The organism is Aurantimonas sp. A3-2-R12, assembly GCF_036016755.1.
Classification (GTDB): Bacteria; Pseudomonadota; Alphaproteobacteria; order Rhizobiales; family Rhizobiaceae; genus Aurantimonas; species Aurantimonas coralicida_A.
Map to the genome: position 1 here is coordinate 76,225 of NZ_JAYXIH010000017.1, position 14,623 is coordinate 90,847.

Annotated in this window: 15 protein-coding genes; all 15 read right to left on the reverse strand. The window is 64.9% G+C overall.

Annotated elements, in window-relative coordinates; translation table 11 throughout:
- Positions 1-9 precede the first annotated feature (9 nt).
- The 15 genes from VSX60_RS10925 to ahbB all read right to left on the reverse strand — a co-directional run bounded on the left by VSX60_RS10925 (position 10) and on the right by ahbB (position 14,521).
- Positions 10-1,518: a tripartite tricarboxylate transporter permease gene (locus VSX60_RS10925; RefSeq protein WP_327624203.1), complete on the reverse strand. Its 1,509-nt coding sequence runs from the start codon at positions 1,516-1,518 to the stop codon at positions 10-12.
- 18 nt (positions 1,519-1,536) lie between these two features.
- Positions 1,537-2,058, reverse strand: coding sequence for a tripartite tricarboxylate transporter TctB family protein (locus VSX60_RS10930; protein ID WP_327624204.1), 522 nt, complete (start codon positions 2,056-2,058; stop codon positions 1,537-1,539).
- A gap of 35 nt (positions 2,059-2,093) precedes the next feature.
- Complete coding sequence (locus VSX60_RS10935; protein ID WP_327624205.1) at positions 2,094-3,068, reverse strand: Bug family tripartite tricarboxylate transporter substrate binding protein; 975 nt, start codon at positions 3,066-3,068, stop codon at positions 2,094-2,096.
- 752 nt (positions 3,069-3,820) lie between these two features.
- Positions 3,821-4,216, reverse strand: a complete 396-nt coding sequence (locus VSX60_RS10940; protein ID WP_327624206.1) for a bacteriohemerythrin — start codon at positions 4,214-4,216, stop codon at positions 3,821-3,823.
- Positions 4,217-4,237: 21 nt separating this feature from the next.
- Positions 4,238-4,735, reverse strand: coding sequence for a hypothetical protein (locus VSX60_RS10945; protein WP_327624207.1), 498 nt, complete (start codon positions 4,733-4,735; stop codon positions 4,238-4,240).
- Positions 4,732-6,303 carry a cytochrome b N-terminal domain-containing protein gene (locus VSX60_RS10950; RefSeq protein ID WP_327624208.1) on the reverse strand — a complete coding sequence of 524 codons (1,572 nt, stop codon included), beginning with the start codon at positions 6,301-6,303 and terminating at the stop codon, positions 4,732-4,734. Before VSX60_RS10950 ends, VSX60_RS10945 begins: the two co-directional genes overlap by 4 nt.
- Positions 6,300-7,124, reverse strand: a complete 825-nt coding sequence (locus VSX60_RS10955; RefSeq protein ID WP_327624209.1) for an SCO family protein — start codon at positions 7,122-7,124, stop codon at positions 6,300-6,302. The genes VSX60_RS10950 and VSX60_RS10955 overlap by 4 nt, the downstream gene beginning before the upstream one ends.
- Complete coding sequence (gene cyoE, locus VSX60_RS10960) at positions 7,112-7,981, reverse strand: heme o synthase (RefSeq protein WP_327624210.1); 870 nt, start codon at positions 7,979-7,981, stop codon at positions 7,112-7,114. The genes VSX60_RS10955 and cyoE overlap by 13 nt, the downstream gene beginning before the upstream one ends.
- Positions 7,982-7,991: 10 nt before the next feature.
- On the reverse strand, positions 7,992-9,725 hold the full coding sequence (locus VSX60_RS10965) for a cbb3-type cytochrome c oxidase subunit I (protein ID WP_327624211.1): 1,734 nt from the start codon (positions 9,723-9,725) through the stop codon (positions 7,992-7,994).
- Between the two features lie 11 nt (positions 9,726-9,736).
- Positions 9,737-10,270 (reverse strand): hypothetical protein, encoded by a 534-nt coding sequence (locus VSX60_RS10970; protein WP_327624212.1) that lies wholly within the window; start codon positions 10,268-10,270, stop codon positions 9,737-9,739.
- A 9-nt stretch (positions 10,271-10,279) separates the two neighbouring features.
- Positions 10,280-10,441, reverse strand: a complete 162-nt coding sequence (locus tag VSX60_RS10975) for a hypothetical protein (protein WP_327624213.1) — start codon at positions 10,439-10,441, stop codon at positions 10,280-10,282.
- Positions 10,442-10,518: 77 nt separating this feature from the next.
- On the reverse strand, positions 10,519-11,313 hold the full coding sequence (locus tag VSX60_RS10980; RefSeq protein WP_327624214.1) for a sirohydrochlorin chelatase: 795 nt from the start codon (positions 11,311-11,313) through the stop codon (positions 10,519-10,521).
- Entirely contained in the window at positions 11,297-12,847 is a 1,551-nt protein-coding gene (locus VSX60_RS10985) for a cytochrome D1 domain-containing protein (RefSeq protein ID WP_327624215.1), read from the reverse strand. The genes VSX60_RS10980 and VSX60_RS10985 overlap by 17 nt, the downstream gene beginning before the upstream one ends.
- Positions 12,822-14,030 (reverse strand): heme d1 biosynthesis radical SAM protein NirJ, encoded by a 1,209-nt coding sequence (gene nirJ, locus VSX60_RS10990; protein WP_327624216.1) that lies wholly within the window; start codon positions 14,028-14,030, stop codon positions 12,822-12,824. Before nirJ ends, VSX60_RS10985 begins: the two co-directional genes overlap by 26 nt.
- Positions 14,030-14,521 (reverse strand): siroheme decarboxylase subunit beta, encoded by a 492-nt coding sequence (ahbB, locus tag VSX60_RS10995; RefSeq protein WP_327624217.1) that lies wholly within the window; start codon positions 14,519-14,521, stop codon positions 14,030-14,032. Before ahbB ends, nirJ begins: the two co-directional genes overlap by 1 nt.
- Positions 14,522-14,623 lie beyond the last annotated feature (102 nt).

Below are 14,623 nucleotides of genomic sequence, written 5' to 3' on the forward strand. Positions count from 1 at the left end.
TGCCGGACGTCAGGATGAACTCGGCGCCAGCATGCTCTTGCGACCCTTCATGTAAGCGCGAGCGCTCCAGACGATCGAAAGAACCGCAGCGACCAACAGAAAGGCCGAGATCGGGCGGGTGAAGAAGGTCGTCCAATCGGCATCGCTCATCAGGGCGCGGCGCAAATTGGTTTCCGCTATCGGGCCGAGAATCACGCCAAGCACCAGCGGGGCCAAGGGGTAGTCCAGCTTCTTCAGGACATAGCCCAGCAATCCGACGAAGCCGAGCAGATAGACGTCGGTGACGCGGTTGTTGAGCGCGAACGCGCCGACCACGCAGCAGACCGTGACGACAGGCACGATCACGAACTTCGGAATTTCCGTGACGCGCAGGAAGAACCGCATCGTGGTGATGCAGATGATCAGCATCATCAGGCTCGCCACCACCATGGCGATGAACATGCCGTAGACGAGGTCGCCATGTTCCATGATCAGACGCGGGCCGACGCTGACCCCATGCACCATCAGCGAGGCCATCAGGATCGCGTCGACCGCCGATCCGGGAATGCCGAGCGCGATCATCGGAATGAGGCCGCCGCCGGCGGTGGCGGAGTTGCCGGCTTCCGAAGCGACGACCCCGTCGGCTATACCGGTGCCAAATTTCTCCGGGGTCTTGGAGGCCCGCTTGGCCTGATCGTAGGTCAAAAGATTGGCGATCGAACCGCCGGCTCCCGGCACGGCGCCGACGAAAACGCCGAGCAGCGAGGACCTCAGGAGGTTCCCCGGGCGGCTGAGCACCTCCTTCATGACGGTCCATGTGTGGAAATCGATCCGGCCCGAGATCAACGCGGCATTCGTCTTGACCGCCGTGGGATTCTCGAGTTCGCTCATCAACTGGCTGATCGCGAAGATGCCGATGAGAACCACGAGAAACGGTAGCCCGGGCGCCAGCATCTCGATATCGAAGGTGAAGCGCGGCCGCCCCATCATCGGGTCAGGCCCGATCACCGCGATCGCGAGGCCGATGACGCCGGCAATCAATCCGCGCAGCAACGACGCGCCGACCAGACTGGCGACGATCGTCAGGGCGAAGACGATCAGCGAAAAATATTCCCAAGGCCCCAATCGAACGGCAACGATCGCCAGCGGCGGCGCGGCGACGATCAGCACGAGGGTGGAGATGATCGTCCCGAAGAACGAGGCCCACACGCCGAGCGAGAGTGCGCGGCCGGGCTCTCCATTGCGCGCCATTGGAAAGGCATCGAAGGTCGTGGCGACCGACGAGGGCGTGCCGGGAATGCCGAGCAGCGCCGCCGAGATGAGCCCGCCGGTGTAACCGCCGACATAAACCGACAGCATCACCGAGATTCCCTGCAGCGGTGGCATGGTGAAGGTCAGCGGCAGCGTCAGCACGATCGCCATGGTGACGGTGAAGCCGGGTATCGCTGCCGCGATGATGCCCGCCAGTGAGCCAAGCGCCATGTAAAGAAGCGTGTCGGGCGCCAACACCTGGACGAGCCCGAGCAGAAAATCGTCCATCTACGATGTCCCTCCCGCTCAGCCCAACAGGCCGCGAGGCAGAAAAACGGTAAAGCCTTCGGCAAACAGCCAGTTGAGGCCAAAGGAAAAGACGATGGCAACCAAAAGCGCGGTCACGATCGTCCGTCGGTCGCGCGGCGCCGCGATCAATTGCGCGACGAGCAGGAAAAGGAAGGTCGCGATCGAGAAGCCGAGCGTCCTCAGTCCGGCGAGGTAGAGGCCGAAAGCGAGAAAAACCAGGATGACCAGACGGTGCGAAAAAGCGAGGGCGCGGATGCGGGCAGCCCAGCCTGTCGGCAGACCCCAACGCGACAAACGTCTGGCCGACAGAAAGATCGCGACCAGACACAAGGCGGCGAGCAGCCCCATCACCAGCTTCGGGAACGCGCCGGCCCCGAGCGGCTCCCATCGCGATACCGGCAGGCCGATAGCGGCGACATACAGGCCGGCGGACACGATCAGGAAGACGACGTAGGAAGCGAGTTTGGCGACTTCGCCAGCGACCTCCTCGTCGGAAACCTGCGGGGATGCCGCAAGCATGGCACCCCCGTCAGAGATTTTCTTGTCCGGAGTGATCATCCCGCGAGACGGCCCACCAGGCGGTCGATCGTCGCGTCGAGTTTTTCCAGATAGGTGCGGTATTCTTCCTGGCCGCGGAAATCGACCTCGGCCCCGGCATTGTTGATCTGTTCGACGAACGCCGCATCCTCGGACAGTTTCTCCAGCGCCGATTCGAGGGTCTTGCGCGTCTCTTCCGGCGCCCCTTTGGGCATCACGATCCCGCGGGTGATGGTCAGTTCGAGATCATGGCCCAGTTCCTTCAGCGTCGGAACGTCGGGCGTGGCCTCCAGGCGCTCGGCCGCGCCGGTCGCCAGGAAACGCAGATCGCCGTTCTTGACGAATTCCAGTGATGAAGAAACATCGCCGATGGCCGCGTCGAGATTGCCGCCGACGAGGGCCCGGATACGCTCGCCGGTTCCCTCGTAGCCGACATAGGACAGCTCGATACCCGCCGCGTCCTCGATCATCGCCGCGTGCAGATGCGGGACGCCGCCGAGCGTGACGCCGGTCTTGATCTCGCCGGGGTTCTCCTTGGCGTAGGCCACGAACTCCTCGAACGTCTTCCAGGGGCTGTCGGCGCGCACGACCAGATATTGCGGCGACGACGTCATCAGCGCGATCGGGTCGAACGTATCCCAGTTGATATCGGTCAGGCCGGTCTTGTTGGCGACCGGCAGGCCTTCGTGCACCTGGCTGATCGTGTAGCCATCGGCCTCGCGCTTGCTGGCCTCAGTCAGGCCGACGGTGCCACCAACGCCTGGCATGTTGATCACCGCGAGCGGCTGACCGAGAAATGGCTCGGCGTTGTTGGCAATAATACGCATCAGCGTGTCGCTGCCGCCCCCAGGTCCCCAGGGAACGATGAACTCGACCGCACGCTCGGGATATTCCTGAGCCTGGGTGGACGATGCCAATCCCGTCAGTGCGGACAACGTCATCGCACCCGCGATGGTGAGGTTCCTCAGTTCGGCCAGCATAATCGCATTCATCCTTCTGTCTTGGAGTGCCCGCCCTATTCGACGGCCCCAAGGGTTGCGGTGGGAAATGGGCTACGCCCTCAATCGACAGCGCTGCCCGGCAGCTGTTGGGACGGAGCCTAAGAGGAGTGCCTGAAGATGGCAAGCAAGTCTGATTAATGCCTGGGACGCGACCCATTTACGCGGGGAACCTCTGCCGGCGACGATGTCGCATGCGGATTTCGATCCACATTGGCTGGGTAGCATCGGAATTGGCGACATGCCTGCGGGCGCGGACCAGCGTCCGGTCCGGCCATCTCATGTCTTGACCGGCTGCATGATCGCGAAATCGCCCCCCCCCCATCCGCCTGAAGGACCTCCTGGGCATAGATCCGATCGTAGCCGCGCCACCCTGGCGCCGGGTTCGACGGCGATCGGAAGGTCCGGCGCCGCCGTTCCAGCTCGTCGTCATCGACCTACTTTTCCGCACGAAGACGCGCCTCCCCGAAACAGCCGCGTCTTTGGCGTCGTTGAATCGGCTGCGCGACACATGTGTCCGCCACATCGTCGGGGACGCGCCGCACGCATTAGCAGACCCCGTTGCGCACGGTCACATGGTTGGGCAGTAGTATGGAATCATCGTCCACGGGATGCATGTCGGACGGGGGCCGGTCCGAATGTCGACGGCCGTTGGGCGATTGCAATGACTTGCGGAGATTTTGGTGGGCCCGGCAGGTGGCCTTGGCCCAATGGATCATGACGTGCGGTCTCCTGCGGCCCACCCGTCAATGCGGATGCTGGCCGAGGCGGGAATGGAGCCGGGCGTCATGCGTCTTGAAGTGCTCGGTGAACCAGGGATCCAGTGCCGCGACCAGCCGGTCGGCCTGAGGCCCGGTGCCGGATTCGTAATCGCTCATGATATCCCGCAACTCGTCGAGCAGCCGCTCGTGATCGGCCTTGTGCTGCGCGATCTGGTCGTAGTCGTGCTCGCGCATGAACTTCTCCTCCAGCGCGAAATGAGCAGATATCCCGCGCAGCAGATCGCCGAAGGCGGCGACCGCATCGCCGTCCCCGGTCAGCGCGTCGCCAAGCCGGTTGACGAGATCGATCAGCTCCTTGTGCTCGTGATCGACGGCCGGAACGCCGACGCTGTAGCTGTCCTTCCACTCCATCCGAGGCATCGGTACTCCTCCCACAAACAATCAGTTGAAGACAAATCCGCCCTGCTCGGGGCGAAAGTCGATGGCGAGATTTTGCTCCGCCGTTAGGGTAATGCGGCGCGCGGCCTCGTAGTCGAAGCCCTCGGCGCGCCCAGTGTCGGCCAGGCGGACGGCGATTTCATGATCCCCCGCGCCAAGCGGGAAACGCTGGTACACCCGAGCCGGGCCGTCGCCGGCCAGGCCGCTCGGCGGCAGTTCGGCGCGAAGCGCCGGCTCACCATCAATGTCGAGTTCGAACCGAAGCGCCGCGCGCTCGCGATCGCAGATCTCACGCTTGCGCATATTCGCCGGCAATCTCGCCCGTTCCTCTGCGTCGAGCTGTCGGCAGTTACGCGCGCCGCCATGGGTGAAGCTGAGTTTTACCACGCCGGTCCCTTCCGGCAGGCTCCGCCATGTCGGCGCGGCCGAAAAAAACGCGGCGCCAGTGGCGACCACCGCCGTCACAGCGCTGCCGAGGATCAGGCGGCGAACCCGGCTCATTGGTCGACCTCCTCGATCGACTGAGGGAACTGCCGCGTCGCTCCCGCTGGCAAAGCATCATCGGCTGGCAGCGCGGCGAGACGATCCTGGAAGGTCGCCAATTCGCGCGCAAGCCGCGCCGTTTCCGTCGGCCCCGCCCAGACCGTCGCCAGCCGGGCGCGCGGCACCCGGGCGCGCAGATAGGGATCGCGGGTCGCCGCGATACGCTGCTCGGTCCATTCGATGCCGAAGCGATGCTGGCATTCTCGCTCGGCGCAACCGGCGATCGCCACGCCATCGGCCAGATCACGGGACAGGATGAAGTCGATCAGCGATGGCGGGGCCATGGCGACACAAGGCAGCACGACCCGTCCCGGCAGATCCCTTCCCGCCGCGCCATGGGCGCAGGCCAGCGTCAGCACCCGCCCCGGCCCCTCCAGCGCCACAGCGGCCTCGATCACCTGTTCCCGCACCATCTTCAGCGACAGGTCGGGCAGGTCGATCCCGGTCACCAGATCGATGGAGCGGCGGAACGGCGTCGAGGACGGGCATGACCCCATGCAGATGCCGCAGGCGACGCAGCGATCGGGATCGACTTCGGCCTGGTGGGGAAACGGCGCGCCATCGGTGCGCGGCACCAGTGTGACCGCGCCGTAGGGGCAGTCCTCGACGCAACGGTTGCAGCCATTGCAATGGTCGAGGAACACCTCGACCGGCGCCGGACGGGGCTTGGGCGGCAACCAGGGAAGGGCCGACATTCCGACGCTGAAGAGCACCAACCCGGCCCAGATCGCGCCCGCCGGCACCAGATCCATCACCGGATAGAGCGGCAGGATGAACCAGTCGATACCGACCTGCGCCGGCACCATCGCCAGATCGGCCGCGGCTTGCGAGCGGGCCGGCAACAGCAGCGAGGCGATCAAAAGGCCGGCCAGAACGATGCCGCCGAGTTCCCGCGACGGCGCGGTCCGGGCATTGGTGATCCGCTGGATATGGATCCACATCACCAGCAACAGGATCAGCGGTACCGCGATATGGAGGAACACCAGGAGGGTGAAGAACCGTCCGCTCAACGCCTCGGGCGTGAGAAAATTCCGCGCGATCGGCTCGCCGAAGATGGGCAGCCAATCGAGCAGCTCGGTGCTGGCGATGGCGACGTATTGCGCCAGGCGGTCCCAGACCAGCCAATAGCCGGTGATGCCGGAGATATAGACCAGCCAGATCAGCGGCACGCCGGTGATCCAGGAGAACCATCGCGCGCCGCGATGGCGCCCCCTGGCGAACTCGCGAACCAGATGAACCAGCATGACCGCGATCATCAGATCGGACGCGTAGCGGTGAAAACTCCGCGCGATGCCGGCGTGGAACCAGTGGTCGTTGGTCAGCCACTCGATCGACGTATAGGCGTTCACCACGCCGGTATCGAAGAAGATGAAGAGATAGACCCCGGTCGCCGTGACGATCCAGAACAGGAACCAGCCGAGCGTGCCAAGCTGGGCCATCGGATTCCACTCGGGTCCGAAGATGGCGTCGAGTGCCCGTTCGACCCGGTCGAAGCCGCGGCTCAGGGTAGTACCGACGGCTCTCATACCTCGTCCCGACATCGCCCCACCGGCCGCCGGTTGCCCAGCCAGAGCCGCAGGATGACGATCCCCGTCAGGATCAGCGAGAGCCCGCCGAGCACGATGCCGAAGCCGATCGCATAGTCGAATTCGTAGACGCCGGTCGCCGGGTTGTAGGTCGTGCAGATGAACTTGATCCGATCGATCAGGCCCTCGCGGGTGATCCCGCGCAGGCTCGTGCCGTAGATCAGGTCCTTGAGCGGTTCCAGCAGCATCTGGATCGGAAAGTCGTCGCCATAGATATGGCGGTAGACGCGTCCCTCTGCGTCGAGGATCGTCGTCTGGGTGATATGCTCGAAGCCGCCGGCGGCGGCGCGATAGCTGAAACCGACATCGGCGAGAAGCCGCCGCAGCGTCGCCGCGTCGGCGCTGGCGAGCCGCCAGTCCGCCTCGGGAATACGCTGTGTTTTGGCGAACGCGTCGAGCCGGGACGGCGTGTCGTTGCGGGCGTCGAAGCCGAGCGTCAGCACCGAGAATTGCTGCGCGCCGAAGACGCGACGCGCCTCCTCGACCGCCTGGATTATCCGCTGCGTCGTCGGCGGACAGACCGACGAGCAGCTCGTATAGACGATGCTGACCACCAGCGGCCGGCCGCGAAGCTCGGCCAGCGGGAGCGACGCGCCATGACGGTCGACCAGCGTGTAGTCGCCCACGAGTCGGCCCAACGCCGCCTCGCTCGCGGCTACCACCGCGATCGGATCAAAACTCTCGGCGCCTTCGGCCCGGAGCGGTATGGCCACCGCGAACAGGAGCGCAATACCGACAAAGCGGCGGATCAGGTCGCCCATCGGACCGCGGCGTCGAGATAGACGCCCGTGACAAGCAGCGCGAATTGCACGAGCGAAGCGCGAAAATTGGCCATCGCGGTTTGCCGCGACGGCGCCGCCCAGAGCTGGGCCGAGCGCCACAGGAACAGCCCGCCGCCGGCCAGCGCGAAGACGCCGTAGACCAGACCCATGCCGGTGGCGAGCGGTAAGAGGGAGAGCACCAGCAACACCGCTGCGTGACCGAGGATGATCGGCGCCCATACCTTTTCGGACACGATCACTGGCAGCATCGGCACGCCGCACCGCCGATAGTCGTCGCCCTTCGCCGCCGCCAGCGACCAGAAGTGCGGCGGCGTCCAGAAGAACATGACGAGGGCGAGGATCACCGGCGTCGCCTGCATTTCGCCGCCGACCGCCGCCGCGCCGGCGAGGATGGCGAAACTGCCGGACGCGCCGCCGACCACGATGTTCCACACGCTCCGCCGCTTCAGCCATACGGTATAGACCCAGCCATAGGTGATGGCGCCGAGAAACAGCCAGAACGCCGCCAGTGAACCTCCGACCGACCAGGCCATGACCAGCGAGGCGAGCAGCAGGCCGGCGAAGGTCACCGGCCAGATCGGACCGGGCTTCAGGCGGCCGCTGGCGAAGGGCCGGGCGTGGGTCCGCCGCATGTCCCGGTCGCTCTCGCGCTCCCAGTAATGGTTGAAGGCGCCGGCCGCCCCACTGGCGCCGAGGACCGCGAGCAGGAAGACGCCGGCCTGGAGCGGCGACAGCGTCCCTTCGCTGGCCAGCATCCCGGCCAGCGCTGCCAGCGCGACGGCGAAGCCTATCCTCAGCTTCAGGATCGAACCGGTTATGCGGAGCGCGGCCAGCATCGCTTCGCCCTCACCGGAACAGCCAGAGGTCGGACAGATACTTCCAGTTGACGAAGTAGTAGAGCACAAAGGAGACGAAGAAGATCGTCACCAAAACGATCGTGCCCGGCAGCTTGACCGCCGCCTCGCTGCCGTAGTGCGATGCCGCATACGGTCCCTGTGCGTGCAGCGGGAAGTGCATCGGCTGCGCTCCTGCGGTGTCGAGCTTCTTGCCGAACAGCACGGTGCCAACCGTGATCAGGATGTAGAGCGCGCCGCCCAGGCCCGCGATGAGAGCGAAGATGCCGTTCAGCCCCATCATCAGGAAGGCACCGGGCGCATACTCGAAGGCATGCGCTGCATCGGTCAGGGTGATGTCCCAGTGCCGCCGCGCGACGCCGAGGGTGCCCGCCCCCATCATGAACAGCGAGATGCCTCCGGCGCCGATGCCGAACAGATAGGGCTGCCACTTCGCCAGCTTCGGCCAGATGACCTCGCGTTGGAAGATGAGCGGCAACAACAGATAGGTCACCGCCATGAAGGCGAGCGTGGTGCCGGCGACGACCGTGCCGTGGAAATGGCCGGGCACATAGATGGTGTTGTGCATCAGGACGTTGAGCTGTTCGGTGCCGAGCACGACGCCGGAGATGCCGCCGATGAAGCCGAACATGACGAGGCTGAGGAACATTCCCGAAAAGGCCGGGTTGCCCCAGGGCGCCTTCTGCAGCCACTCGAACCAGCCCTTCCGGAAGCCGTTGCGCCGCTGCGCCGCCTCGATCGCGCCGGGCACAGTCAGTCCGTGAATCATCGAGCCCATGACGGCCAGATACATCATGTAAGAGGTGTTGATGATCTTCCACTCGGCGCTCATGCCGGGCTCGGCGAGCAGATGGTGCGCCGAGGCGAGCTGCAGGAACAGGATGTACATCAAAAAGGCGGTCCGGCTGACCTTCTCGGACAAGGGCTTCGCCCCCACCACCAGCGCCGCGATCAGATACCAGACCGAAACATGCGCCGAGACGTTCATCTGCTGCGAGGAGTGGCCCATGCCCCACCAGATCACCTTGTACATCAGCGGATCGATATTCGAGATCAGCCCGAGCGACCAGAGCCAGGTCGGGATCAGGATGATCGCGCCGGAGGCGATGGTGAATACCGCGATGATCGCCGCGGTCAGTGCGCCGAAGGTGACCAACGGTATCGATCCCTCATAGGTGCGCTCGGCGCGGGCGATGACCAGAGTACCAAAGAAGACCGCGACCCCGATCAGTGCGCCGACCGAGAAGAGAATCAGCGATAGATAGAACCAGGACGACGCCATCATCGGCGGGTAGGAGGTGAACATCACGGATGAGTCGCCGCGCAGCACCGCGTAGTTCGCCATCAACGCGCCGACGATCATCAGCACGAAGCCGAGCCAGGCGAATTTGGGTGCCGCGAGACGCGAGTTCAGGAGAACCGCCGAGGCTAGATAGAGAATCGCGATCTCGAAGAATATGATCCAGAAGAGCAGCACATTGGCGCCGTGCCCGGTCAGGACCAGATAGAACCACTCGGCCGGCAGAAGATGCACCGCCGGCCAGCGGGTCAGCGCCACCGCCACCCCCATCAGCCCGCCGAGCATGAGAAAGACGACGGCGGCCACCGCATTGGCCTTGATCAGTCGCTGAGCGGCGACGTCCACCTTCAGCCCGGTGTAGCCGCATTTGCGGAACACGGCCTCGGAAAAAGCGCCCGGCGCGATGCCTGCATCGATCGTGGTCATGGCGCTCTCCTTTATTCAGTCACGCGAATCCGGCCGGTCATCTGGTGATGACCGATGCCGCAATACTCGTTGCAGACGATGCCGAACTCCCCCGCCTCGGTCGGCGTCAGGGTGATGACATGCTCGTATCCAGGCTGGACCTGGATGTTGATGTTGGTCGGCTGCAGCGAGAAACCGTGCTGCCAGTCGGCCGAACTCATATGGATGCGGTAGCTCTGGTCCTTCTTCAGCTCGAGAATCGGCCACCACTCCCAGAGACGCGCGAGTAAATAGACCTCCTCACCGGCCGGCGGGCGGACCACCGGCACGCCCTCCTCCTCGCCGACCTGCCACTGTTCGGCGAACGCCTCGACCTTTTCGACATATTTGTCCGGGTTGATCCGGTAGGTCTCATTCGCAAGGTTCTGGTCGCCGATGAAGTGCCAGGCGATCATGAAGAAGAACATGAACAGACCCCAGAGGAAGGCGATGACAATCCAGCTCAACTCGATCTTGTGGATCGGCTCGTTCCACCAAATTCGGTTCTGGGGAGGAGTTATGGCCATGTTGGACTCCTATTGGGCGAGCGGAATTGTGACGATCTCCATCACGCCCCAGATCAGATAAAGAACCGTGGGGATGGTGATCCCGAACACCAGCAGCAGGAAAGGGTTGTCGAGAAGCTGCTGCATGAATGGGATACGCTCCGGGCGCGGGGTTTCCTGTTCGTCGGCCATGCTATTCCCTTCCCTTCCGGATATTCCCGAGACCTTTCAAGAATACCGACGCCCGGGCGTCGGCGGCTTGACGAAAGTCAAGTATTGGAAATTCTCGTGCAGAGAGCACCTGAGCGAGTTGCCAAACGCGATACGGCCGCTCGAACCGGAATTTTTGTGGCATCCGTCGACAGCGCGGCCGCGACGATCTGCGCGACCTCCGGCCGCATCCCCACGGGCTCGAGGAGCGGGCCGGGAAAAATCGCCTGGGCGAGAGCCTGCGGCAAGTCCACATCGACATGCCCCGCATGCCCGGCAAAGAACGGCAGGCACAGGGCGGGGCCGTTGAGCCGCGCCACGTCGGCAAGATACGGAACCTCGTCCACGAAGCCGACGCGAACGTCGCGAAACAGCCCGGCGGCGGCGATGAAGCGCGCGGCCTTCTCGGCGGCTTCGCGTGGCCGGGGATCCGACGGCGATCCATGCGCGGCGAGAAGGATCGTGGTCTCCTCCAGCGATAAATCTCGCTCCGACGCAGCGCGGCGCACGCAATCGAGGCAGAGCGCGTGCAGAGACGGATCGAGGCCTAGCGGCGACAGCATCGCGAAGGCGCTGTCGCAGAGCTCGCCGATCCGCCGCGGCAACTCGCGGCTGACAAACCAGCCGTCCGACATGAACAATGGATAGATCGACACCTGCTGGCTTCCGAGCGTGTCGAGCGTGGCTTTGAGCGTGCCGCGACCGGCGAGCGTCGCGCCCCGCACGGTCCAGCCGTGAAGCCTCGCCGCCACACGATCGGCCAGCGCGTGCAGGTCCTCCTCGGGCCGCCCGGGCGCCGAGGGGGAGCCGTGCGCGACGATGAGCGCGGCGCGCGACTCAGTGGCTGGTGCCATCCGAAAAGCTGATCTTGTTCCAGACATTGTACTTCCCCGAGGGCTTTCTCATCGGCAACCGGGTGACTTCCTCGAGCGTTTGCGCATCGTAGACAATGACCGCGCCCTCATCCTCCCAGACGCTGACCAGCGCATACTTGCCGTCCCGATCGAACTCGACATGGGCGACGGTGGCGCCGAGAACCGGACGCAGGGTCTTGACGATCTCCAGCGTCTGCTTGTCGATTACATGCATCGCGTCGCGGTTCGGGCCGAAGAACACATCGGCCCAGACATAGCGGCTGTTTTCGTGGCTGCGCAGGAAGAAGCCGGGACCGAGCGTCTCGATCGTCTTGACCACCTGCCAGGTCTCGATGTCGATGACCGACAGCCGCGCCTGCTTCAAATGCGGCGTCGCCATCACCCGCCGGCCGTCTCTGATCCAGGAGATGCCCGAGCCGAGATGCGGCAGGCCGGGCAGCGGCAGTTCCGCGATCTCGCGACCGACGGTCAGGTTCACCACCACCCCGCGTTCGCCGTCGCGCGCCGCGCCGATCAGGTGGCGATAATCCGGCGTGAAGAAGAAGTCGTCGAGCGGGCTCGTCACCGCAATCCGGCGCAGCGCGAACAGCCCCTCGGACCCCGCGATCGCTTCGACCATCCCCTTCTCGTAACTGTGGACATAGCCCTCATAGACCGGTGCGGCATTGGGATCGGTCGCGATTTCCCAAATCTCCGGCGCATCCTTGAGCGCCAGGATGAAACTGTCGCGCTGCGGCGCCTGATAGACGGCGGATACCCGCGAGGGCGTGCCGTCCTTGTCCGCCACCTCGAAGACTTTCTCCACCGACAAATCGGCGGTCGCAAGGATGGTCAGGGTGCGCGGCAGATAGTTCGCCACCGCCAGATGCTTGCCGTCCTTGGAGATCGCGATGTTGCGGCTGTTCAACCCGGCGCGGACACGGCCGATCTCGGCAAGGCTCCACAGATCGTATTTCTGCACCCAACCGTCGCGCGACATGATGAAGACGAACCGCCCGTCGGGCGTGAATTTCGGCCCGCCATGCACGGCAAAGGGCGTCGGGAAGCGATCCAGCACCGTAAAGCTGTCCCCGTCGACGACACTGACGTGATGATCGCCGGTCTCGACGACGAGGAACAGGTTCAAAGGATCGGCGTCGAAGGCCGGGGCCGTGACGGGCACATAGTCCGGGTCGAGCGTCCGGGTTTGTTCGATCTGCCCCGGACCCCAGTCCGGGATTTTCGCCAGCGACGTGGTCAGGTAATCGCCGAGAGCGGCGATCTCGTCCGGGCTCAGGGTGTCGGCGAAGCCGGGCATTTGCGTCGCGGCGCGGCCTTCGGCGATCACTACGCCAAGCTTCGGCCCGCGCATGCGTTTCAGCGTCTCCGGGATCAGCGCCGGCCCGGTGCCGCCGAGTCGGTCGGCGCCGTGGCATTCGGCGCAATACCGCGAATACTGCGCCCGCGGCTCGCCCTGCACCGCCCCGGCGAAGGCCGTCAGCAGCAGGCTAGTGAAAACGATGAACCGGATCATGGCTCTTTCCCCGAAACGGCGTGACAGTCAGGCGCCCACCCGCTTTGACCCCGATCTCAGCGTCGCTCACGTAGCAGGCAGGATCCTCGGCCCAGGGGTCGCCTGTGAGCTGCAATGCACGGATTCGAGTATTGCCGCCGCACACGCTCTGATAGGCGCAAGCCCCGCAACGGCCCTTCAGCGGGCGCGGACGGCGGCGGAGCTGCGCCAGCATCGGGTCGTCACCGGTCCACAGTTCGGAGAAGCGGTGCTCCTTGACGCTGCCGATGGTGTAGTCCGACCAATAGGTGTCGGGATGCACGTTGCCCTGCGGGTCGATGTTGGCCACGCCCAGACCGGAGGAATTCCCGCCCCAGGCCTCCAGATGCGCGCGCAGATGCGCGACCCGCTCGGCCGGGAATAGGCGTTCGGCCCAGCGCAGGAAATAGACCGCGTCAGCGTCGTTGTTGCCGGTGACGATCTCCAGCGGCATGCCTTCGGCCGCCGCAATCCATGCGCGATCGATCAGAAGCTCCATCGCATGGCGCGTCCGCGACCAGCCGACATCCTCGCCGCGGTGCTTGTCGCCCCGTCCGGCATAGACCAGATGCGACAGGTAGAACTTGTCCACCCCTTCCGCATCGGCCAGCGCCAGCATTTCGGACAACTGATGGGCGTTGTCCTCGGTGATGGTGAAGCGCAGGCCGACCTTGATGTTGCGCTCCTTGCAGGCCCGCACGCCCGCCAGCGCCTCGTCGAAGGCGCCGACCTTGCCCCGGAACCAGTCGTTGGTCTCGCCGATCCCGTCGAGGCTGATGCCGACATAGTCGAAGCCGATCTCGGCCACCCGGTCGGCCGTCGCGCCGACGATGGCGGTGCCATTGGTCGAGAGCGCGAGATACATCTTCATCTGCCGCGCCCGCTCGGCAATCTCGAAGACGTCGCGGCGGGCCAGCGGTTCTCCGCCGGAAAGGATCAGCGCGGGGATACCGAAATCGCCGAGATCCTCCAAGACGCCCATCGCCTGCTCATGGGTCAGTTCTCCGGGAAACGCCACATCCGCTGAACTGGTGTAACAGTGGCGGCAGCGCAGGTTGCAGCGCCGGGTCAGGTTCCAGATCACCACCGGCTTGACCGGCCCGCGGCGCGCGCGCACCGGGGTCGGGTCGACCAGTTGACGCATATAATGCGAGAGGCGGAACATCAGCGCCCTCCTTTGCGGCCGAGCCGCAGACCGGTTTTCTTCAGGATGCGGGTCGAATAGAGGATGTCGCCGCTGCGGCGGGCGGGACCGAGCAATGCCGCGATGCGCTCGCGTTTCGCCTCGACCTGGTTGCGATCGCTGCCATGCACCATGGCAAAGAGATTGTAAGGCCAGACGGGTTGCGCGCGGGGCCTCAGATAGCAGTGCGAGACGAAGTCGAGCGCGCCCACCTCGGCGCCAATCCGCGCCGCGGCGCTGTCCTCCACGTCCCAGACCGTCATACCGTTGGCGGTCATGCCGAGCGCGTAATGATTGGGCGCTGCCCCGATGCGGCGGATCACGCCGCGTTCCCGCATGGCCGTCATGCGCGCGATCACCTCAGCTTCGTCCAGTCCCAACTCCGCCGCGATCGCGGCATAGGGCGCGGGCGTCAGCGGAAGCCCCGCCTGGGTGGCCTCGATGATCCCGCGGTCGATCGCGTCGATGCTCATCAGGCAACCTCCCGCCGACGCTGGATCAGTTTAGAAGCTGAATGGGCGTTGGTTCCTGGCCGCCGTGGCGACAGCCTCGGTTGCTTGCCTCTCGAAGGCCCG

What these genes read in the sequence shown, in the direction of transcription:
- VSX60_RS10925 (WP_327624203.1), bottom strand. Translation starts at nt 1,518, where the DNA reads ATGGACGATTTTCTGCTCGGGCTCGTCCAGGTGTTGGCGCCCGACACG.
- VSX60_RS10930 (WP_327624204.1), bottom strand. Translation starts at nt 2,058, where the DNA reads ATGCTTGCGGCATCCCCGCAGGTTTCCGACGAGGAGGTCGCTGGCGAA.
- VSX60_RS10935 (WP_327624205.1), bottom strand. Translation starts at nt 3,068, where the DNA reads ATGAATGCGATTATGCTGGCCGAACTGAGGAACCTCACCATCGCGGGT.
- VSX60_RS10940 (WP_327624206.1), bottom strand. Translation starts at nt 4,216, where the DNA reads ATGCCTCGGATGGAGTGGAAGGACAGCTACAGCGTCGGCGTTCCGGCC.
- VSX60_RS10945 (WP_327624207.1), bottom strand. Translation starts at nt 4,735, where the DNA reads ATGAGCCGGGTTCGCCGCCTGATCCTCGGCAGCGCTGTGACGGCGGTG.
- VSX60_RS10950 (WP_327624208.1), bottom strand. Translation starts at nt 6,303, where the DNA reads ATGAGAGCCGTCGGTACTACCCTGAGCCGCGGCTTCGACCGGGTCGAA.
- VSX60_RS10955 (WP_327624209.1), bottom strand. Translation starts at nt 7,124, where the DNA reads ATGGGCGACCTGATCCGCCGCTTTGTCGGTATTGCGCTCCTGTTCGCG.
- cyoE (WP_327624210.1), bottom strand. Translation starts at nt 7,981, where the DNA reads ATGCTGGCCGCGCTCCGCATAACCGGTTCGATCCTGAAGCTGAGGATA.
- VSX60_RS10965 (WP_327624211.1), bottom strand. Translation starts at nt 9,725, where the DNA reads ATGACCACGATCGATGCAGGCATCGCGCCGGGCGCTTTTTCCGAGGCC.
- VSX60_RS10970 (WP_327624212.1), bottom strand. Translation starts at nt 10,270, where the DNA reads ATGGCCATAACTCCTCCCCAGAACCGAATTTGGTGGAACGAGCCGATC.
- VSX60_RS10975 (WP_327624213.1), bottom strand. Translation starts at nt 10,441, where the DNA reads ATGGCCGACGAACAGGAAACCCCGCGCCCGGAGCGTATCCCATTCATG.
- VSX60_RS10980 (WP_327624214.1), bottom strand. Translation starts at nt 11,313, where the DNA reads ATGGCACCAGCCACTGAGTCGCGCGCCGCGCTCATCGTCGCGCACGGC.
- VSX60_RS10985 (WP_327624215.1), bottom strand. Translation starts at nt 12,847, where the DNA reads ATGATCCGGTTCATCGTTTTCACTAGCCTGCTGCTGACGGCCTTCGCC.
- nirJ (WP_327624216.1), bottom strand. Translation starts at nt 14,030, where the DNA reads ATGTTCCGCCTCTCGCATTATATGCGTCAACTGGTCGACCCGACCCCG.
- ahbB (WP_327624217.1), bottom strand. Translation starts at nt 14,521, where the DNA reads ATGAGCATCGACGCGATCGACCGCGGGATCATCGAGGCCACCCAGGCG.